Source organism: Polynucleobacter sp. SHI8, assembly GCF_027944005.1.
GTDB lineage: Bacteria > Pseudomonadota > Gammaproteobacteria > Burkholderiales > Burkholderiaceae > Polynucleobacter.
Genome location: NZ_AP027204.1, coordinates 1022643 through 1044918, shown reverse-complemented (window position 1 = coordinate 1044918; position 22276 = coordinate 1022643). Strand labels below are relative to the sequence as shown.

Genomic DNA, 22276 nt, shown 5'->3' with positions numbered 1-22276 from the left:
AAATGAAGTTTGATAAAACACTATTTTAAATCTTTCACTTTAAGGAAAGATAAAAATGCAGGAAGAGATTGATTAACTAAGAGGACACCAAGTGATGTCACCACAGTACCTAAGATAATGATTGGAGTTAATGGCTCTCTAAAGAAAATCCAAGCCAATACAGCTGTTGTTGGTGGAGTCAAATACATCAAGCTGCTAACTTTAGTCGCATTACCTCTGCGAATAAGAATAAACAGCAAACTGATCGCCCCAATAGAAATACATAAAATAGACCAGACCAATGACCCAATCATTTCATGACTCCAAATAATCTGCCTGGTTTCAAATAAAAATGCACAAATTCCGCTAATCACTCCACTGGTGGCAAATTGAATAAACGAACCAATACGTAAATCAAAACTTGGACAATATTTTTTTTGATAAATAGTGCCAGAGGTTATTGCAAATAACGCAAAAACATTCCAAAGAATATTTGTTAAAGTAACTCCGTCGGTATTGAGCTTAGCGGACAAAACCATCACAACACCTAATAATCCAAAGATCAAGCCTACCCACTGTCTTGATGTAATTTTTTCCGCAATAAAGTAAGCAAACAGAGCTGTTAGTATCGGTTGCAATCCAACAATAAGAGCGGATAATCCAGCGGGCATTCCGCCACGAACGGAGATCCACACGCCACCTAAATAACCAAATTGAATGAGGCTTCCTGCAACTGCAATGTGCATGATTTGTGATTTGCTCGGCCAAGCAAGATTTTTCCAAAAGATGATGGGTAACATCAAGATGCATACGCCAATAAAGCGCAGAGACAAATAGGTCATGGGTTCAGAATATGGCATCCCAAAACGGGAAACAATAAAACCCGAACTCCAAATCAGAATAAAAATGGGATAAATTAAATTACTTTGAGGATTTACCATTGAAATGCAATTGCTTTTCTAATTGTTTGTGCGTGAATTGCTACAGTTTCTTCTATGGTATTGCCATATCCACCTGCCATGGCAATTGCTATAGGGATCTTTCTTGCAAAACACCATTGTAATACCTTCTCATCACGTTTCCCTAAACCTTCAATGGATAAATGGAGTCGTCCCAATCGATCTCCCTCATAGGGATCAGCTCCCGCCAAGTAAATCACAAACTCGGGTTGAAAATTGCTTTGAATATGATCTAAACCATCCTGTAATGCCTTAAGGTATTCTTCATCCGCACACCCGTCAGACAATCCAATATCAAGATCACTACTCTCTTTACGAAAAGGAAAGTTTTTTTCACCATGCATAGAGAAGGTAAACACACTCGGATCATCTTTTAAGATGGATGCTGTGCCATTACCTTGATGTACATCTAAATCAATGATCGCAACCCGAAGTTGACGCTGGAAGTAATCCTGCAATTTTAATTGCATTTTTTTGGCGGCAATCGCTGCATCATTAAAGACACAAAAACCACTTCCTTTATCGGCATAGGCATGATGCGTCCCACCTGCCAAATTAACTCCAACACCATTTTTCCAAGCTGCACTGCATGCAGCAATCGTGGCTCCAGCAGATCTTCGAGAGCGAATAACCATTTGCTCACTCCACGGAAATCCAATCTCTCGTTGTTCAGCGTCTGTTAATTGACCATGCACGACTCTTTCAATATAGGTTTCATCATGCGCTAATAAGAGCTCTTCTAATGATGCAAGTGGCGCTTCCTCTAATTCCACGTCAAGATAGGTGACTACCTCATCGCGCAGCATCTGATACTTCTTCATGGGAAATCGATGTCCAGGTGGCAACGGCAAGACAAAATGATCTGTGTAATAAATTTGCAACATAAAAGTTCAGATTAAAGGGGTTATTTTGATAGTGAATACTTCTCCTATTATCCTCTGCTCTTTGGGGTATTAATTGATTCATCTATGGGGATATTCAAAGTACTATTTTTTGATCTATATCAATCATCTTTAACATGAATCAGTTAAGATTTAATTAAACAATAATATCTACCACCATACCACTTTAAAGGATTAAATTATGCTATTAACTCAGGAACAAATCACTGCAGCCAATAAAGCAAACTTAGAAACTCTTGCACAACTCTCACGCAAAGCATTTGATGGCATTGAAAAATTAATGGAACTAAATCTTCAAGTTGCAAAAACATTAATGCAAGAAAATGTTGATCATTTACAAGACTCATCAAAAGCAAAAGACATCAAAGAGTATATGAGTATGCAAGCTAATTTTGTGCAACCTATGACGGAAAAAGCGATTGCCTATAGCAGACATATTTATAGCATCGCTAATGAAACTCAAGCAGGTATCAACGAAGTTACTAAAGCGGATATCCAAAAGCGTCAAACTGAAATGCAAAAATTAATGACTGAATTAAGCTCACAAACTCCTGGCAGTTCTGATGCAATGGTAAACCTCATTAAACAAGCTGTTGCAAATGCAAGCACTGCATTTGAATCTTCACAAAAAGCGGTAAAACAAGCAATCGATATGAGCGCCCATCAAACTCAATCTGCAACTGAATCGGCTTTAAAAGCAAGTGAGAAATTATTCAAAAGCACTGTCGCTAACTAAGCAATTCTCGAACAAAATATAAAGCCCAGTTCTGCTGGGCTTTTTTTATCTCGTGACAAATTCCGCGACTGTTTTATAGGTTGATGGACCTTGCTCCCAAGGTCTTCTATACTCAAATGTAATACGATATAGCCCTGTGCAATTGGTTTGAAATTGCCACTCTTGCTTACCTGGTGACCCTACTTTTCTGACACCATCGGAAAAACTCTCTTTATCGTCATACACCATATTTCTGCTAACAACATCTAAACAATTCTTCACAGGCTCTTCATATTTCATTTCCCAGCGATATCCAGTGGATGGGTTACTTACAATTTGAATCACATGTTTTTGTCCAACTGTCGAATGAAATCGTTGTAATCCTGAATTAGGAAGCTGAATAGGTGACAATTGTGTAGGCATCGATTGTGAAAGAATTTGTTGAGAACGAATATAAGGCTGCTCTAGTGGTGAAATCTCGGTTGAACATGAACTTATCAACAGCACGCCTGACATAAACAAACTGTGAAATACGATCCGATTGTTCATGACTGATCTAATAAATCAATGGCTTGTTTAATATAAAAACCTCTCAATACTAAAAATACGCCCACTCCAAACAACAACAGAAAAAAAGCCTGCTCATACCACTTAGGATCTTGAATGGCTCGAAAAAAAATAAGAGCGGCTATTACTGAAAATACCAATCCAGCCAATGCGGTCATCCACCAGGAGTTCGATCCTGTATATTGCAGGGTTTCATTACGATACGCAACCACATCAAAAAACTGCTCGGTCTGTACGCCACTGACTCGTAACATATCACCCTCATTAATTTGATAAGGGTCTTGAAACTTAGCGACTATAGGACTGCCCCCCAGTTGGAATTTAGCAATATAGGTATAGGCTTTGAGATCTTTTACCATTGGATCATGGGGATCACCAATATGTCGTTCCTCGACTGCTTTTTCAATACCACTCACCACACCAACTCGCGTCGTAAGAGATTTTCCAAATAAAACACTCGGCTTAATTGACATCAAAAGAACCCCTCCTATTGCGATGATTAATATCATCAATTGTGCAATCAGTTTTTTCTTAGCATTCATAAATTGATTCTACAAAGCAATTTTTACAACTTCACCGTTGATATCGTTTGGGCTGCATCTTTTGCATGCTCACGAGCAAGATCAGTATTTGCCGCACTTGCTAATGCTACACCCATTCGTCTTTTAGTAAATGACTCAGGCTTGCCAAATAAACGCAAGGTCACACCCTCTTGCAATAGGGCTTGATGAACATGCTCAAAACCAATTCCTGGCGCTTGTATACCCCCATAAATCACTGCACTGGCTCCTGGTGTTTTTAATGTCACCTGAGTCGGTAAACCTAGAATGGCTTTTGCATGCAACTCAAACTCGCTCTGCACTTGACTGACTAAAGTAACAAGTCCGGTATCATGCGGTCGAGGACTGACTTCAGAAAACCAAACTTGATCTCCTTTAACAAACAACTCAACACCGAAAATACCTCGACCACCTAAATTGCTGGTAATTTTTTCTGCAATATCTCTTGCGCGCTGAATCGCTAGAGAACTCATTGCCATGGGTTGCCAACTTTCTACATAATCACCATTTTTTTGGACATGACCAATTGGTTCACAAAAACTGGTTTTGATTGTGCCATCGCCACCAAAGGATCTGACTGTCAAAAGTGTGATTTCGTAATCAAAATCAATTAAGCCTTCCACAATGACCCGACCGCTATCCACCCGACCTCCTGATGCCGCATATTCCCAAGCTTTTGTCACATCTTGTGGACCATCTAGTTTGGATTGTCCTTTACCGGAGGAGGACATGACCGGCTTTACAAAGCAAGGATAACCAATCCCATTGTCAATGGCTCTTTGTAACTCTTCTAATGAACTCGCAAAAAAATAAGGGGATGTTGGTAATCCTAATTCTTTCGCCGCCAAATCACGGATTCCTTCCCGATTCATGGTGAGATAAGCAGCCCTGGCGGTTGGAATGACCTCCACTACCCCCTCTTGCTCAAGCTCCATCAATGTTGTCGTGGCAATCGCTTCAATTTCAGGGACAATTAAATGAGGCTTTTCTTTAGCTACCAAATCGCGCAAGGCTTGACCATCCGTCATATCTATCACATAGGAACGATGCGCCACTTGATGTCCAGGCGCGTGCGGATAACGATCAACCGCAATCACTTCAATCCCAAGTCGTTGCAGCTCAATAATGACCTCTTTACCTAACTCACCGCTACCAAGCATCATGACGCGTATTGCGTGATCAGTAAGGGGAGTTCCGATGATTGGAAAGCGTGGGTAATGGTTCATATTGAATCCTAAAAAAAAGACATGGGATATTTTCCCATGTCTTTTACATCTTTCCGAAAAAGCTTATTTTTTTCTTTGTGGAGGCAAATCTGTGCATGATCCATGCGCTACTTCTGCGGCTAAACCGATCGATTCACCCAGTGTTGGATGGGGATGTATTGTCTTACCAATATCCACCTGATCAGCACCCATTTCAATTGCAAGGCATACTTCACCAATTAAATCTCCCGCATTGGTTCCAACAATGCCACCACCAATAATGCGATGTGTGGTCTCATCAAAAATGAGCTTGGTAAAACCTTCACTGCGTCCATTGGCGATCGCACGGCCACTCGCAGCCCATGGGAAAACGCCTTTTTGATAGGCAATCCCTTGAGATTTACATTGCTCTTCTGTCAGACCTGACCAAGCTACTTCAGGATCGGTATAGGCGACTGAGGGGATTTGCTTGACATCAAAATAAGATTTTTCACCAGCGGCTACTTCGGCAGCCACATGACCTTCATGAACGGCTTTATGCGCTAACATTGGTTGTCCAACAATATCACCAATTGCAAAGATATGGTTCACATTGGTACGCATTTGATTGTCCACAGGAATAAAGCCACGCTCATCCACCATGACACCAGCGGCACTGGCTGCTATTTTTTTACCGTTTGGAATGCGACCAACCGCAACTAATACAAGGTCATAACACTGCATCTCTGCTGGTGCTTTAGGTCCTTCAAACTGAATCCAAATACCATCTTCTTTTGCTTGGGCAGAAGCAGCTTTAGTTCCTAACATGACTTGATGGAAACGGGATAAGTTCATTTTCTCCCAAACCTTCACTAAGTCTCGGTCTGCTCCAGCCATCAATCCATCTGTAAGTTCAACAATATCAATTTGTGAACCTAAAGCGCTATAAACAGTCGCCATCTCTAAACCAATAATCCCTCCACCAATCACCAACATCCGTTTGGGGATCGACTTGAGTTCTAATGCGCCGGTACTATCAACAATTCTTGGATCAACTGGTAAAAACGGCAGAACGACTGACTGGCTGCCAGCTGCAATAATGACTTTTTCAAAATGAATCACTTGTTTCTTGCCGGTTAAATCCCAACCTGTTCCTGATGTCTCTTCTAGTTGTAGATGATGGGCATCTAAAAATGTTCCAACACCTCGTATAACTTTTACTTTTCTGGCTTTAGCCATACCAGCCAAGCCTGTTGTCAGTTGACCAATAACACCCTCTTTATGCTGACGCAGCGCATCGATATCCACGGTAGGCGCACCAAAGTGAACGCCGTGTTTCGACATGGATTTTACTTCTTCCATAACCGCTGCTGTATGCAATAAGGCTTTGGACGGTATGCATCCAACATTCAAACAAACACCACCAAGAGTGGCATAACGCTCGACTAGAATCGTCTCTAAACCTAAATCAGCGCCACGAAACGCGGCACTATAGCCACCAGGTCCAGACCCCAACACGAGAAGCTGACATGCATAATCCGCCACTCCAGAATAGCTTCCGGCACTTGGTACGGATACCGGTGTGGGTTGAGGAACTGGAGTTACAGGTGCTAGGGAAGCTGTTGCTTCTTCTTTTTTGGCTGGAGCTTGTGTCGAGACTTCTACTTTCATGATCGGTGTGCCAAAGCTAACTTTGTCACCAATTTTGATATCTACTGATATAACTTTACCAATCACATCACTAGGTACTTCCATTGTGGCTTTATCTGACTCTAAAATTAATAAAGCTTGGTCTTTCACAATCTCGTCACCAACCTTCACCAAAATCTCAATGACTGGAATATCTTTAAAATCGCCAATATCGGGAACCTGTATTGTTTGCGTAGTCATGTTGATTCCTTATAGAGTAACTCGACGAAAATCTGAGATTAACTCAGCAACATAAGCATTAAAACGCGTGGCTAAAGCACCATCTATGACGCGATGATCGGCCGTGAGGGATAAAGGGCAAATCAATCTTGGGACAAATTGCTGTCCATCCCAAATCGGTTTCATGGCCGCTTTGCTCACGCCTAATATGGCGACTTCTGGCGCATTAATGATCGGTGAAAAATAAGTTCCACCAATACCACCAACAGAAGATATCGTAAAGCAGGCCCCTTGCATTTGGTCTGGCTTCAGTTTGCCATCACGCGCTAATTTCGCTAAATCACTGGTCTCTTGGGCAATTTCTAAAACATCTTTTTGATCAACATTTCGAATCACTGGAACAACTAGGCCATTCGGTGTATCAGCAGCAAATCCTAAATGAAAATACTGCTTCAGAATTAACTCTTCCCCATCAAGCGAGCTATTAAACTCTGGATATTTTTTAAGTGCTTTGACACAAGCTTTCATTAAAAAAGCCAGTAATGTAACTTTAACTCCTAATTTTTCATTGGCTTTATTGGTTTGAACTCGGAAGGCCTCTAGTTCAGTAATGTCAGCATCCTCATGATAAGTAACTGCCGGTATCATGGCCCAGTTACGTGCTAGATTGGCAGCTGAAATCTTCTGAATTCGGGAGAGTGGTCTGGTCTGGATTTCACCGAATTTCTTGAAATCAACTTTGGGCCAAGGTAATAATTGCAAACCATTGCCACTCGATGCGGTGGCACTCGAGGTAGTAGATTGGCCGCTTAAAATACCTTTGATATAAGCCTCTACATCTTCTTGGGTAATTCGTCCTTTTGGTCCACTACCTTTGACTTGCGTAACATCAGCTCCTAATTCACGGGCATATTTACGCACCGATGGACTGGCATGACTTGCCTGAGCCATACTACTTACTTCTGCTTTTACACTGATAGGTGTGGCATTCTCGACTGCTTTTGCCACTGGACTGGCTGGCGCCAAGGCCTTGGTTTCTGAAGGTGCCGCTGGCTTTGCCTTTTCTTCGGTATTTGCTGCTGGTATTGGAATTGGCGTTGTATTGCTTGATTGACTTGTGGATGCGTCGGTTTGCTCTAATAAAAGAACAAGGCTGCCTTCAGATACGTTATCACCTAACTTGACTTTTAACTCTTTAACGATACCAGCATGGGCGCTAGGAATATCCATCGTCGCTTTGTCAGACTCTAAAGTAATTAAGGATTGCTCCTTGGCAACTTGATCACCAACTTTGACATGTAGCTCAATAATGGGAATTTCTTTATAGTCACCAATATCTGGAACTTTAATTTCGATCATTTGTGTCATGAAAAGCTCCTTAAACAGTCATTGGGTTTGGCTTCGAAACATCCACACCATATTTAGCAATAGCTTCAGCTACTTTTTTGGCCTCTATTTGACCTTCATCTGCTAAGGCTTTTAATGCAGAAATTGTCACCCAATAACGATCTACTTCAAAGAAGTGACGTAACTGTTCACGTGTATCCGATCTACCATACCCATCGGTCCCTAAAACGGTATAACGTTTACCTAGTTGTTGAATTGCCGGACGAATCTGCTCTGCAAACAATCGTACATAATCAGTAGAAGCAATCACTGGGCCATTCGATTTAGCGAGTAACTCTTCGACATGGGATTTTTGTGGCTTATCTAAAGGATTTAATAAGTTGTGACGATTGACGCGCTGTATATCTCTGGCTAACTCCGTAAAGCTTGGGCAACTCCATAAATCTGAGGCAACCCCCCAATCATCGCGGAGTAATTCTGCGGCAGCCATGACTTCTCTAAAGATTGTGCCACTGCCTAAGAGTTGCACGCGTAATTTAGTTTTTGCCTCGCCTACACTTTGCAGGTGATACATCCCTTTTAAGATGTCTTTTTCTGCACCTTTTGGCATCGCTGGATGGGCGTAGTTCTCATTCATCAAGGTGAGGTAGTAATACACGTCTTCTTGATCAGTCAACATCCGACGCATACCATCTTGAATCACCACCGCTAGTTCAAAACCAAAGGTTGGATCATAACTAATACAGTTTGGAATACCTAAACTAAATAAATGACTATGACCGTCTTCATGTTGCAAACCTTCACCATTGAGTGTCGTTCTGCCAGCAGTACCGCCAAGTAGAAAACCACGGGAGCGCATATCTCCTGCAGCCCAGGCTAAATCACCTATCCGTTGGAAACCAAACATGGAATAGAAAATATAAAATGGCAACATCGGTACGCCATGGGTCGAGTATGAAGTGGCAGCTGCAATCCAATCACACATCGCACCAGCTTCATTAATACCTTCTTGTAATATCTGACCTGTCTGATCTTCTTTATAAAACATGAGTTGATCACGGTCTTGTGGTTCATATAACTGACCAATATGACTCCAAATACCTAATTGACGGAACATTCCTTCCATACCAAACGTACGAGATTCATCGGGCACAATCGGGACTACTCGTTGACCGATGACTTTATCTTTCACAATCATATTCAGTAAACGCACAAATGCCATAGTTGTAGATACCTCTCGACCTTCAACCGTTGCTTCCAATAAAGGCGCAAACGTTTGTAATGAAGGGACATCTAAAGATTCTGCTTTGGACCTTCTTTGCGGCAAATATCCACCGAGATCCATACGTTTTTTGCGCATATACTCAAGCTCTGGACTACCTTCAGCAAATTTAATATAAGGAACGCTTTCAAGCTCCTCATCCTTTACCGGTAAAGCAAAGCGATCGCGGAAAGCCTTAACATCGGTAATACTCATTTTTTTCTGTTGATGGGCAATATTCATTGCCTCGCCAGAAGCTCCCATCCCATAACCTTTAATAGTCTTTGCCAAAATCAAGGTTGGTTGACCTTTATGATTGACTGCCGAATGAAACGCAGCATATACCTTATGGGGATCGTGTCCACCACGATTTAGATTCCAAATATCCTCATCGCTCCAATCAGCAACTAACTCCTGTAACTCTGGTGTATTGAATACATGGGCACGAACGTAAGCACCGTTTTTGGCTTTCATGGTTTGATACTCACCATCCACAATTTGCGCCAAGCGATTCATGAGAAGACCTTTTTTGTCACGCGCAAACAAAGCATCCCAATGGGTTCCCCAAACAACTTTAATCACATTCCAACCAGAACCTCTAAACTCACTTTCAAGTTCTTGAATAATGCTACTGTTGCCTCGAACAGGGCCATCTAAGCGCTGTAAATTACAGTTAATCACAAAAATGAGGTTATCAAGTTTTTCACGGCCAGCCATACCAATCGCACCAAGTGACTCTGGCTCGTCTGTTTCACCATCACCTAAAAATGCCCAAACCTTACGTCCCTCTGTCTTTGTCATGCCTCGATCTTGCATATACTTCATGAAGCGGGCTTGATAAATCGCCATGATCGGACCAAGTCCCATTGAAACGGTTGGAAACTGCCAAAAATTAGGCATTAACCATGGGTGCGGATAACTAGAAATACCCTTACCACCCACCTCTTGACGGAAACTATCTAATTGGTCTTCTGACAATCGACCTAATAAGTAAGCTCTGGCATAAATACCAGGTGCAGAGTGACCCTGTACATAAATTAAATCACCGCCATGTTGGTCAGATGGGGCATGCCAAAAATGATTAAAACCAACATCATATAAAGTCGCTGCGGATTGAAAGGAGGAAATATGTCCACCTACATTCGTGTCTTTGTTCGCACGCAAGACCATGGCCATGGCATTCCAACGCGTATATGAGCGGATTCGGTGCTCTACTTCTTGATCACCTGGGATGCGAGCTTGGCGCTCGACGGGAATGGTATTTATATAGGGCGTTTGCGCATGAAAAGGCTGATCGACACCATTGACTCGGGCAAAAGCAATTTGCTGGTCAATCAAAAAGGCGGCACGCTCCGTTCCTTCAGCATGTATAACCCCATTCATGGCATCAAGCCACTCTCTAGTTTCTAACGGATCAACATCAATTGCATCGATATTTGATAATTTGGAATTAAATTCTGTAGGAACGACTGCCATTTTGATCTCCTTATTAATTTCTCATATTCTAAATTTAGATTAGTTAAACACAAGTTTTTTTTCATATCTTGATAATATTTATCATAATATGAAATTATTTATGAAAATATGTCAAATAATTCAACCTATAAACGACAGTTCAAGCAAAATAAGCCCTATGAAGAAAATGCCTACCTTCTCTTTTAGTCAAATCAAAAAATGGCTTCAACCAAGGTCTTTGAAAAAAAAACTAAGTCAACAATCTGTTGATTATTTATACATGCCGATTATTGCCATCATGTTATTTATGTTGGCTATGTTTGCAATTTTGTGGTCTTTATCATCTCAAGAAAACGAACAAGCAGAAATTATCTTTTATCGTGAAATCGCTTATGCAGAGCAACGATTACAAATTAATTTTGAACAAAATGAAGAAGAACTTGTCAATATTACTAAAAACCTTCGGTTTTCAAACGACTCAAAATGGAATAAAGATTTTTATCGAATCGCTAGCTCTTTAATCAATAAACATAATGAACTTTTATTGATTCAATCGAACAATCAAGCGTCAAAGAATTCGGTTGTGTTTCCGCAAATCGATGAAGGGGATTGGAATTATGATCCATCCATTGCGGCACAATTAAATAAGGCTTTACAAGCCACTCTCAAAGATGCTCAAGCCTCCGGAAGAGGAACTTACTCAAGTTTTATCAATTTAGAACTAAAGGGTAAAAATCCGAACTTTAATCAAGAGCGCTCCATTGTATTTTGGTATGTTCAACCCGCTGCAAAATACGCTGAACAACAGCAAAATATCGCCGTCCTGTATTCTGTACCATTGTTGATCAATCGAATTATCCCGAAGGATATTTTGGCGCGTCATCGCTTCTCTATTTTGGATAATCAAGGTCAAATGATTTATTCACAAAGTAATAGATCATTGGCGAAAAATCATAGTACTTATCAAATCAAATTAACAAAATTTGCTGACAATATCATCCTTCAAGGTGAGAGCTATCCTCTGCCAAGTAATCTTAGTTTTCAAATGCTCTTCTGGCTAGTGATTGGATTATGTTCCTATGTAATTTGGAGCTTTTGGTCCATTTGGCGACAAATGAAATTTAGACAAGATATTCAACGAAGTCTGATTAATGAAACTAACTTTAGAAGAGCCATTGAAGAATCTATGCCCGTGGGACTTCGTGTTCATGAATTGGATGGCAGTATTAGTTATGTCAACCCTGCTTTTTCTAAATTGGTCGGCTGGAGTAGTGAGGAATTACAGGGATTAAAGCCGCCTTTTCCATTTTGGGCCAAGGCCGATGAAGAATCTAACTCCATGAAACTGGAGGATGCCTTTAAAAATAATTTTGGCCCTCCCAACGGTATTGAAGCGATTCTGACGAATCGACAAGGTAAAAAGATTTTTGTCAGAAACTATGTTTCCCCCATGGTCGATGCTAAAAATAAACAAACGGGCTGGATCGCTTCCCTGGTTGATATTTCAGAACCACGTCGTATTCGTGATGAATTGGCAATCTCTCAACAACGTTTTATTACTGTGCTAGAAGGTTTAACAGCTGGTATTTCAGTCGTTAACCCAAAAACAGGTGAAATGCTGTATTCCAATAATTTATACCAAGAAATGTTTGATGCCACTCCTCATGCACATCATCTACTTCTTGGTAGCGAAGCGTTTTCTGAAAACAATCTTGATCTTGATGAGGACAATGTGGACGGTTTTGCCGGCCTTCCATCCGCGGTTCTTACGCCGATCATTGGCGACTCTAGGGAGGTACAAATACCTGATAATCCCAATTGGTATGAAGTCCGAAGACGTTATATTCCTTGGACAGATGGCCATCTTGCACAAATGCTGATCACCACAGATATTACGGAACGTCGCTTAACTGAAGACAGTCTACGCATACAAGAAGAAAAACTGCAGTTTTCGAGTCGTTTAACCACGATGGGAGAAATGGCCTCATCGATTGCGCATGAATTGAATCAACCCCTTGCCGCAATTAACAATTACTGTATGGGGCTGATGAATCGTCTGCGCGCAAAACATGATCCCCAAATTGATCAAGAAATTATTCCCGCGATTGAAAAAGTGAGTACCCAAGCATTAAGGGCTGGAACGATTATTCAACGAATCCGCAATTTTGTTAAAAGAAGTGCACCACAACGTCAATCTTGTCACCTCGAACAAATTATCTATCAATCAATCGAACTCGCTGAGATTGAGGCAAACCGTCAGGGTCTTTATATTGAAAAATCACTTTTACCGAATTTACCTGAGTGTTTTGTTGACCCTATTTTGATTGAACAAGTTCTTGTCAATCTCATTAAAAATGCCATCGATAGTATGTGCGATCAGTATCCTCGCTCCCGTCGTGGCAAGGCGCCTCCAATTAAGGTCATTGCAGACATGGAGAATAATGTTCAACAACCGATGCTGAGAATTCGGATTATCGATAGTGGTAAAGGAATTGCCGCAGAAATCGCTGAACAAATTTTTGATCCTTTTTTTAGTACAAAAGAAGAAGGTATGGGTATGGGACTCAACATTTGTAGGTCGATTATTGAATCTCATGAAGGCCGTTTAATGGCAGAAAACAACTTCCAAACGAACTCTGATCAGCCCCAAGATAACACGCAACAACTGGATCATTTGAATGGTTGTACCTTCACCATTTTGTTGCCTTTAGAAAATTATCTAATACCCCCGTTAAAGAGCCAAGAAACTTCTGCGGAGAATGAATAAAAACCGTTATTATTGCCATAGACACTTTTATTTTTTATTTTTTAGTCAAGGTTACGTATGAATACCATCTATACAGATAAACCCAAAGAAATTATTTATATTGTTGATGATGATGAAGCCGTTCGAGACTCTCTTAGCTGGTTGCTGGAAAGTAACGGCTATTTAGTAAAATGCTTTAGTAGTGCGGAGCGCTTCTTACAAGCGGTTACTGGATCAGATCGTGATGTCACTGCTTGCGCGATTCTAGATGTCAGAATGCCTGGCATGTCAGGCCTTGAACTGCAAGAGCATTTGATTGCAGAGTCGATTCCAATGCCGATTTCCTTTATTACTGGTCATGGCGATGTTTCCATGGCAGTGACTACGATGAAAAAAGGTGCTATCGATTTTATTGAAAAACCTTTTAAAGAGAATGAGTTACAAAACTTGGTGGATAAAATGCTTGCCACTGCCAGAAGCTCATACAAAGAAGCCTCTTTACAGAAAAATAATCAAAGCTTGTTATCAAAACTCACCGGTAGAGAACGTCAGGTACTCGAGCGTATTGTGGCAGGTCGTCTTAATAAACAAATCGCTGATGATTTAACCATCTCGATTAAAACTGTAGAAGCTCACCGCGCCAATATTATGGAAAAACTCAATGTCAGTACGGTGGCCGATCTACTCCGCTTGGCTTTGTCCGAAAAAATTTAATTGATTTATGCCCGCTAAACTTTTAGATGGTACTCTTCTCTCAAAGCAAATTCGTGCTGAAATTGCAACCTCAGCGGCTATTCTGACTGCAAAAGGTACCAAACCAGGTCTTGCAGTTATCCTCGTGGGCGAGAATCCTGCCAGTCAAATTTATGTCAGAAATAAAGTCAAAGCATGCGCAGAGGCGAATATTTATTCTGAGCTGATTCAGTTACCCAGCGATATCTCTGAAGCGAAATTACTCCATCATATTCAAGAACTCAATCAAAACTCAAAGATTCATGGCATCTTAGTACAGCTGCCTCTGCCTGCTCATATTAATACTCATCTGGTGTTGGAGGCGATTGATCCTCTCAAAGATGTCGATGGCTTTCATGTGGCGAATGCCGGCGCCTTAATGACTGGCAAACCTCTTTTTAAACCCTGCACGCCATATGGTTGTATGAAGATTTTAGAAAGTATCGATTACCCGATTCGTGGTGCTCGAGCGGTTATCGTCGGAGCCTCCAATATCGTGGGTAAACCGATGGCTATGCTGCTTTTACAAGCAGGTGCAACCATCACTATTTGTAATAGCAAAACAAGAGATATTGCAACCCATACCAAAGAAGCAGATATTTTGGTGGTGGCAACCGGTATTCCAAAAATGATTTCTGCCAATATGGTCAAACCAGGTGCAGTTGTCATTGATGTCGGTATTAATCGTTTACCCGATGGTAAATTATGTGGCGATGTTGATTTTGATGAGGTCAAATATGTTGCTGGCTGGATTACTCCTGTACCTGGCGGCGTAGGCCCGATGACAATTACGATGCTGTTACAAAATACCCTCGAAGCTGCCACTCATTTCCACCATTAAGAACACCCCCCACATGAGCAATCCTTTATTAGAAATGGGTCATGATTTACCCAATTACTCGGCTATCGAACCTGCCCATATTGAAGAAGCGATTTCTAGCTTGCTTCAAGCTGCTCATCAATCCTTAGATCAAGCAATCGCACTCCAGGTTGCTCCAACTTGGGATAACCTGATTGTGCCTCTGGAAGAAACAAATCAAGCATTAGGTCGAGCCTGGGGTGTGGTCAATCATCTCACTAGTGTGGTCGACTCTACTGATCTTCGAGCGGCTCATGCAAAAATGTTGCCCGAAGTAACTGCCTATTCCAGCGCCTTTGAGCAAAGCTTAGAATTATTTGAACAATATAAAAAAATCCACACGTCAGACCAGTGGCAACAGCTCACCACTGCTCAACAAAAAGTCATTACCAACTCGATTCGGGATTTTCAATTAGGTGGTGCTGAACTACCTGAAGCATTAAAACCTCGTTTTGCAAAAATATCCGAAGATCTTGCCCAACTCACAAAAACCTTTTCGGATCATGTTCTCGATGCGACTGATGCTTTTTTACATGTCGTGAAAGATCTTCATGAACTTGATGGTCTTCCAGAGGATATTCTTGCTGCTGCAAAAGAATTAGCAATAGCTCATAATCAGGAGGGTTGGGCATTTAATTTGAAGTTTCCTTCGTACTACCCTGTCCAACAATTTGCTCGCAATCGCCAGCTACGTCAAACCTTATACCAAGCCTACGTTACCCGCGCTTCTGAACTTGGGGCGCAATATGCTGATGGAAATTTGGATTGGGATAATAGCCAAATCATGCTGGACATACTGAAACTGCGCAGTGAAGAAGCTCATCTTCTTGGATTTGAAAACTATGCGGCACTCAGTATAGTTACTAAAATGGCAAGTTCTGTCAAAGAAGTTCGCTCATTCCTCGGTGAGTTTGCCTCACGCGCGCATGCAAGTGCAAAAAGAGATTTAGAGGAGTTACAACAATTTGCCTCTTCCGAATTAAACATTACATCTCTTGAACCTTGGGATATTAGTTTTGCTTCTGAAAAACTCAAGCAAGCTAAATATTTATTCTCAGAACATGATGTCAAGCAATACTTTCCGATTAATCAAGTTCTTCAAGGTTTATTTCATGTCATCCAAACTATCTTTCAGGTGAAGATTCAAGCAAGTACATTACCTACTTGGCATGCGGATGTGCAGTCATTCGAGGTCCGAAATGACAATAACCAAATCGTTGCCTACTTTTATCTCGATGCCTATGCTCGCAGTGGTAAGCGGGGTGGTGCCTGGATGGATGATGCGCGTGGCAGAATGTTGCTGCAAAATGGCGACGTTCAAACTCCAGTAGCGTACCTTATTTGTAATTTCCCTGCGCCAATTACGGTCAATGGTCAATTACGCTCAGCCACCATCAGTCATGATGATGTCATTACCCTCTTCCACGAATTTGGTCACGGCTTGCACCATATGTTGACTCAAGTAGATGCTCTAGGCGTTTCCGGCATTAATGGTGTGGAATGGGACGCGGTGGAGCTTCCTAGTCAGTTTATGGAAAACTTCTGCTGGGACTATGAGGTGATTCAAAAACTATCTCACCATATTGAGACGGCTGAGGTTTTACCGCAAGCATTATTTAATAAAATGCTTGCAGCGAAAAATTTCCAGAATGGTCTTTTCACGCTCAGACAAATTGTCTTTGCCAGTTTTGATTGGGAACTCCATTCTAGTTTTGATGCTGCTCAGGCAAAGCCGACAGACATCTTAGCCCTATCCAACACCATCAATCAACAGATTCATGTATTACAGCAGTCACCGATTTCGCGCTGGCCTCATTCCTTCAGCCATATTTTTGCCGGTGGTTACGCTGCTGGTTACTATAGTTATAAATGGGCTGAGGTGCTTTCTGCTGATGCATTTGCCGCTTTCGAAGAAAAAGCTTCAAGTTTTGGTTCCATCTTAAATCCTGAAGTTGGTATTCATTACCGCAAACATATCCTCGAAGTAGGTGGTAGTCGTTCTGCAGCAGAATCCTTCAAAGCCTTTAGAGGTCGTCCACCAGAGATTGATGCTTTATTAAGACACGGTGGTTTATTAGAAGAAAGTGCTTAAGCAGATGTCGATGATTCGAGTTGCTACCTGGAACGTGAACTCACTCAAGGTGAGATTACCCCATCTATTGCAATGGTTAAAACTCTGCGATGAGAATCATCAATCGATTGATTTGATCGGTCTTCAAGAATTAAAAATAACGGATGATAAGTTCCCGACTCAGGAACTTGAACAAGCAGGATTTTATAGCTTACCTCTTGGTCAAAAAACTTATAACGGTGTTGCTCTACTTGTACGAAAATCCTCTTTAGCACAACTGTATCAAGATCCTGAAACAGCCTTTATACAAGTACAAAAAAATATCCCAGATTTTGTAGATGAACAGCAACGCCTCATTGCCAGCACGATTCACTTTAAAGAAACTCCCCCAATACGCATGATCTGCGGCTACTTCCCGAATGGACAATCCCCTGAAAGTGATAAGTTTGCTTATAAGATGCAATGGCTAGGCGCTTTAAAAACCTACCTTTCAACTCAACTACAAGAACATCCTCGCCTGGTCTTAATGGGCGATTTTAATATTGCTCCTGAGGATCAAGATGTTCATGATCCAAAAGCATGGGTGGGACAAAATTTAGTATCTCCAGAAGAGCGTGCTTTTTTTAGTCAATTTCAAGAATTAGGACTCATCGATAGTTTTCGTTTATTTGAGCAAGAACCTAAATCATTTAGTTGGTGGGATTACCGTATGATGGGCTTTCGTCGCAATGCAGGTATGCGCATCGATCATGTGATGGTCTCCCCAGAGCTAAAAGAAAATTGTACGGCCTGTAGCGTTGATAAAGTCCCCAGAAAATGGGAACAGCCTTCAGATCACGCGCCTGTGATTCTTACCATCGAAAAATAAGCCGTCTATTCAATACCTAATTCTTGTAATTTTCGCGTAATCGTATTGCGTCCAATACCTAAGCGCTCGGCAGCTTCTACTTTTCTTCCTCTGGTAGTCTCAAGTGCAGCTTCAATCAGGGTCTTTTCAAATTGTTGCAATAGTTCTTGAAACACATTTTCACGACCATCCTCCAACATCTTTTTGGCAATCAAATGTAATTGCTGATCCCACTTGCCCCCTCCAGATGGGGCAGCAAAATGAGTGGAAGCACTCAAATCTTGGCCCTCAGTAAAGGTAGGCATAACATCCCCACCACGACTCATGACAGGTTTAGACAACGGTGGTGGATAGGTTAAATCACGTGGTAAATCCATTGCACGAATCTCAGGCGCAGAGATCATCACGGTTAGCCAATGACATATACTTTGAAGTTGGCGCACATTACCTTGAAACGGTAGCTTGGATAATGCTTCAATCGTTTCAGGCAATAACACCTTCGCCTTGACATTTAATTGTCGCGCACTCATTCCTAAAAAATGCTGCGTCAAAATCGGAATATCTTCGAGACGATCTCGTAGTGACGGCAGTCTTAACCGAATCACATTTAATCGGTGAAATAAGTCTTCTCTGAAAAGTCCATTAGCAACTAAATTTTCTAAATTTTGATAACTCGATGCAATGATTCTGACATTCGCTTGCAGTTGAACATTGCCACCAATCCGGTAAAACTTACCATTTTCTAATAATTGCAGTAATGAACTTTGAATCGATAAAGGCATATCCGCAACTTCATCAAGAAACAAGGTGCCACCATCTGCCAGCTCAATTTGCCCACGTTTCATTGTGTTGGCATTGGGAACTGCACCTCTTTCGTAACCAAATAATTCCCCTTCAATGAGATCTTTAGGGATCGCCGCTAAATTAAGCTCCATAAAGGGAGTATTCGCACGTGAACCATGCTTGTGCAGTGCACGCGCAAGCAACTCTTTACCAGTGCCTGACTCGCCAGTAATGAGGATTGTGGCATTCGATGACGACAACCGACCCACAGCCCGAAATATTTCTTGCATGGCAGGTGCTTGTCCAATTAATTCTGGAACTATATTTTTGCTCTGCAAACCAGTTGGCGCAAATTGAGTTCTAATCTCTTCCGCACTTTTACTTTCTGATATGGCACGTTGGATAATGCTCATCACAGTTGCGATATCAAAGGGCTTTGTAATGTACTCAAATGCCCCGCCTTGAAAAGATGCAACTGCTGAGTCCATATCAGAAAAAGCCGTCATGATTATCACTGGCAGTTTCGGATAATCATGCTTTAACTGTTGGAGTAAGTTAATCCCATTCCCTTTAGGCATCCGAATATCAGAAATCACCACTTGTGGCTTTTCTTTATCTAAGGCATCGAGTACATCATTTGGATTAGAAAAACTTTTGAAAGGAATCATCTCTCTTGTTAAAGATTTTTCTAATACCCAACGAATGGACTGATCGTCATCAACGATCCAAACTGACTTCATAGTTCGCCTCTTAATTCTGAATTATTTAAATACTCTAAAGATGTATAAGGAATTTGAACATGAAAATCGGTATTGCCCGGCTCACTTTGCACACTTATGAAGCCTCCATGCATCTGAATGAACGATTGCGCCAAAGTTAAGCCAAGTCCACTCCCTGATGCTCTACCAGATACTAGCGGTAAAAAAATATGATCAATGATTTCAGTGGGAATACCAGGCCCATTATCAATAATATGAATATTGAGAGCTAATTTAAAACGTTTTTTACCAATCGTGACATTGCGCGAAACACTGGTTTGTAACTGAATTTTTGCATCACCAATCTGACGACGATCTTCTAAGATTTGCGCAGCATTGTGCACAATATTGAGTAAAGCCTGAATCAGAACTTCTTTGTCACCAACGATTTCTGGCAAACTCACATCATAAAAACGCGTAATTGCAAGCCCCGCAGGAAACTCTGCAAGCACCACACTTCGCACGCGTTCGAGCACTTCGTGAATATTTAATTCAGAGATATCTTTTTTACGTTTATGAGGGGCTAAAAGGCGATCAACTAAAGTTTGCAGACGATCAACTTCTTTAATCATGACCTTGGTATATTCTTTCAACGAAGGATCTGGTAATTCATAATCTAACAATTGCGCAGCACCTCGAATACCCCCAAGCGGGTTTTTGATTTCATGTGCTAAATTTCTCATGAGCTCTTTATTGGCCCTTGCTTGAAGGATTAGACGCTCTTCCCGGGCACTCTTCATTTGCTGGTCGATTTCAAACCACTCAAAGACAAGCAATTCCGTTCCTTCAATGGCGGATAAGATCACATAAGCCAAACACTCTTTTTGATCAGAACGTAATGCTCCATGTCCTAAGGTTAAATCAATTCTTTGAGTGCCTCCATCCATGTGAAATTGCGCAAAAAGATCGTCTAGTGCGGGACTATCACCAAACACATCCTTCATTTGATAGCCAAAAAGATTTTTTCGAGAAATTTTTAATGCGACTTCCGCTGCTGAATTTGCATAAACAATGCTCGACAACGCTCGATCTAGCAACAAAATCGAGTTTGGCATTTGGTCCAATACGTCTTGTGGACTAAAAAGGGCAGCCGTAGCTGCCCTGTTTTCAGAAATGCGCATGGCGCTAATTTCTAGTCTTAGAGTGAATAATACATATCAAACTCAATCGGGTGAGTCGTCATACGGAAACGTGTGACTTCTTCCATTTTGAGAGCAATATAAGCATCAATCATCGTATCTGTGAATACTCCACCGCGTGTCAAGAACTCACGATCTTTATCCAAGTACTCAAGAGCCATATCTAAACTACTACATACGGTTGGGATCTTTGCATCTTCTTCTGGAGTCAAATCATAGAGATTCTTGTCCGCTGCTTCACCTGGATGAATCTTGTTCTGAACACCATCAAGACCAGCCATGAGCAAAGCAGAGAAAGCCAAGTATGGATTAGCAAGTGGATCTGGGAAACGTGTCTCGATACGACGGCCTTTTGGATTGGCAACGTAAGGAATACGAATCGATGCAGAACGGTTACGTGCTGAGTATGCCAATTTAACGGGAGCTTCAAAACCTGGCACTAAACGCTTATAAGAGTTTGTACCTGGGTTTGTAATCGCGTTCAATGCACGAGCGTGTTTGATGATACCGCCGATGTAATAGAGAGCGAATTCAGACAAACCAGCATAACCATTGCCAGCAAATAAATTAATGCCATCTTTCCAAACAGATTGGTGAACGTGCATACCAGAACCGTTATCGCCAACTACTGGCTTAGGCATAAATGTAGCTGTTTTGCCATAAGCATGCGCAACGTTATGGACAATATATTTTTGCAAAATAGTCCAGTCAGCACGTTGTACTAAAGTACTGAATTTAGTTCCTAATTCGTTTTGTCCTTGACCAGCAACTTCATGGTGATGAACTTCAACAGGAATACCAACTGACTCTAATAAGAGACACATTTCTGAACGCATATCTTGGAAAGTATCCAATGGCGCAACTGGGAAATAACCACCCTTCTTACCTGGGCGATGTCCTGTATTTCCACCTTCAAATTCAAGTCCTGATGACCATGGTGCTTCTTCAGATTCGATCTTAACAAAGGATCCCTGCATGTCTGAACCCCAACGCACGCCATCAAATACGAAAAACTCTGGCTCTGGTCCAAAGTAAGCTGTATCGCCAAGACCTGTACTCTTCAAATAAGCTTCGCAACGCTTCGCTATCGAACGTGGGTCACGATCATAACCTTTGCCATCAGATGGCTCAACGACATCACAAGTCAACACGAGGGTTGGCTCTTCATAAAATGGGTCAATATAAGCAGTAGATGCATCAGGCATCAAAAGCATATCGGATGCTTCAATCCCTTTCCAACCAGCAATGGAAGAACCATCAAATGCATGGCCACTTTCAAACTTATCTTCATCAAATACAGAAACAGGTACTGAAACGTGCTGCTCTTTTCCTTTTGTATCTGTAAAACGAAAATCAACAAAAGTGATTTCTTTCTCTTTTACCAACTTCATAACGTCAGCAACTGCTTTACTCATCTAGTTCTCCTAATACGATGAAATGCAAAAAATAAATTCCTTATTCATTAAAACAAAACAAGGTCTCTCAAAACAACCAAGATGCACCATAATAGTGCATCTTCGTGCAATTGGTAAATAATATTTTA

General features: G+C 41.4%; 17 protein-coding genes. 6 read left to right on the top strand and 11 right to left on the bottom strand.

All coding sequences use genetic code 11. From position 1 onward, the window contains the following. Positions 1–20: 20 nt before the first annotated feature. Together QMN06_RS05265 and QMN06_RS05260 are read right to left on the bottom strand one after the other, a co-directional pair. On the bottom strand, positions 21–920 hold the full coding sequence (locus QMN06_RS05265; RefSeq protein WP_281971487.1) for a DMT family transporter: 900 nt from the start codon (positions 918–920) through the stop codon (positions 21–23). Continuing rightward, positions 914–1822 (bottom strand): histone deacetylase, encoded by a 909-nt coding sequence (locus QMN06_RS05260; RefSeq protein ID WP_281971486.1) that lies wholly within the window; start codon positions 1820–1822, stop codon positions 914–916. The genes QMN06_RS05265 and QMN06_RS05260 overlap by 7 nt, the downstream gene beginning before the upstream one ends. A 199-nt stretch (positions 1823–2021) precedes the next feature. On the opposite strand from QMN06_RS05260, the gene QMN06_RS05255 reads away from it, so the two are divergent. Continuing rightward, on the top strand, positions 2022–2576 hold the full coding sequence (locus tag QMN06_RS05255; RefSeq protein WP_281971485.1) for a phasin family protein: 555 nt from the start codon (positions 2022–2024) through the stop codon (positions 2574–2576). 45 nt (positions 2577–2621) lie between these two features. On the opposite strand, the gene QMN06_RS05250 is transcribed toward QMN06_RS05255, so the two are convergent. The 6 genes from QMN06_RS05250 to aceE form a co-directional block, all read right to left on the bottom strand. Next, positions 2622–3104, bottom strand: coding sequence for a protease inhibitor I42 family protein (locus tag QMN06_RS05250; protein ID WP_281971484.1), 483 nt, complete (start codon positions 3102–3104; stop codon positions 2622–2624). Further along, positions 3101–3595 (bottom strand): hypothetical protein, encoded by a 495-nt coding sequence (locus QMN06_RS05245; protein ID WP_281971483.1) that lies wholly within the window; start codon positions 3593–3595, stop codon positions 3101–3103. The genes QMN06_RS05250 and QMN06_RS05245 overlap by 4 nt, the downstream gene beginning before the upstream one ends. A 92-nt stretch (positions 3596–3687) precedes the next feature. Beyond that, entirely contained in the window at positions 3688–4908 is a 1221-nt protein-coding gene (gene purT / locus QMN06_RS05240) for a formate-dependent phosphoribosylglycinamide formyltransferase (protein ID WP_281971482.1), read from the bottom strand. Positions 4909–4971: 63 nt separating this feature from the next. Continuing rightward, positions 4972–6756 (bottom strand): dihydrolipoyl dehydrogenase, encoded by a 1785-nt coding sequence (lpdA, locus tag QMN06_RS05235; protein WP_281971481.1) that lies wholly within the window; start codon positions 6754–6756, stop codon positions 4972–4974. Between the two features lie 9 nt (positions 6757–6765). Further along, complete coding sequence (gene aceF / locus QMN06_RS05230; RefSeq protein ID WP_281971480.1) at positions 6766–8103, bottom strand: dihydrolipoyllysine-residue acetyltransferase; 1338 nt, start codon at positions 8101–8103, stop codon at positions 6766–6768. A gap of 10 nt (positions 8104–8113) precedes the next feature. Beyond that, complete coding sequence (gene aceE / locus QMN06_RS05225) at positions 8114–10819, bottom strand: pyruvate dehydrogenase (acetyl-transferring), homodimeric type (RefSeq protein WP_281971479.1); 2706 nt, start codon at positions 10817–10819, stop codon at positions 8114–8116. 157 nt (positions 10820–10976) lie between these two features. On the opposite strand from aceE, the gene QMN06_RS05220 reads away from it, so the two are divergent. From QMN06_RS05220 to xth, 5 genes are read left to right on the top strand one after another with little or no spacing between them, the layout of a single operon-like run. Beyond that, entirely contained in the window at positions 10977–13565 is a 2589-nt protein-coding gene (locus tag QMN06_RS05220) for a PAS domain S-box protein (RefSeq protein WP_281971478.1), read from the top strand. A gap of 57 nt (positions 13566–13622) precedes the next feature. Then, positions 13623–14258: a response regulator transcription factor gene (locus QMN06_RS05215; protein WP_281971477.1), complete on the top strand. Its 636-nt coding sequence runs from the start codon at positions 13623–13625 to the stop codon at positions 14256–14258. A gap of 7 nt (positions 14259–14265) precedes the next feature. Continuing rightward, positions 14266–15117 carry a bifunctional methylenetetrahydrofolate dehydrogenase/methenyltetrahydrofolate cyclohydrolase FolD gene (gene folD, locus QMN06_RS05210; RefSeq protein WP_281971476.1) on the top strand — a complete coding sequence of 284 codons (852 nt, stop codon included), beginning with the start codon at positions 14266–14268 and terminating at the stop codon, positions 15115–15117. 13 nt (positions 15118–15130) lie between these two features. Next, the gene (locus tag QMN06_RS05205; protein WP_281971475.1) at positions 15131–17227 is read left to right on the top strand and encodes a M3 family metallopeptidase; all 2097 of its coding nucleotides are present in this window, start codon (positions 15131–15133) and stop codon (positions 17225–17227) included. A 13-nt stretch (positions 17228–17240) separates the two neighbouring features. Continuing rightward, positions 17241–18074 carry an exodeoxyribonuclease III gene (gene xth, locus QMN06_RS05200; protein ID WP_281971727.1) on the top strand — a complete coding sequence of 278 codons (834 nt, stop codon included), beginning with the start codon at positions 17241–17243 and terminating at the stop codon, positions 18072–18074. A gap of 5 nt (positions 18075–18079) precedes the next feature. On the opposite strand, the gene QMN06_RS05195 is transcribed toward xth, so the two are convergent. The 3 genes from QMN06_RS05195 to glnA are packed head-to-tail and all read right to left on the bottom strand — an operon-like array spanning position 18080 to position 22148. Then, positions 18080–19576 carry a sigma 54-interacting transcriptional regulator gene (locus QMN06_RS05195; protein WP_281971474.1) on the bottom strand — a complete coding sequence of 499 codons (1497 nt, stop codon included), beginning with the start codon at positions 19574–19576 and terminating at the stop codon, positions 18080–18082. Beyond that, positions 19573–20715 carry a nitrogen regulation protein NR(II) gene (glnL, locus tag QMN06_RS05190; RefSeq protein ID WP_281971473.1) on the bottom strand — a complete coding sequence of 381 codons (1143 nt, stop codon included), beginning with the start codon at positions 20713–20715 and terminating at the stop codon, positions 19573–19575. The genes QMN06_RS05195 and glnL overlap by 4 nt, the downstream gene beginning before the upstream one ends. Before the next feature lie 17 nt (positions 20716–20732). Beyond that, entirely contained in the window at positions 20733–22148 is a 1416-nt protein-coding gene (gene glnA, locus QMN06_RS05185) for a type I glutamate--ammonia ligase (protein WP_281971472.1), read from the bottom strand. Between the last annotated feature and the right edge of the window lie 128 nt (positions 22149–22276).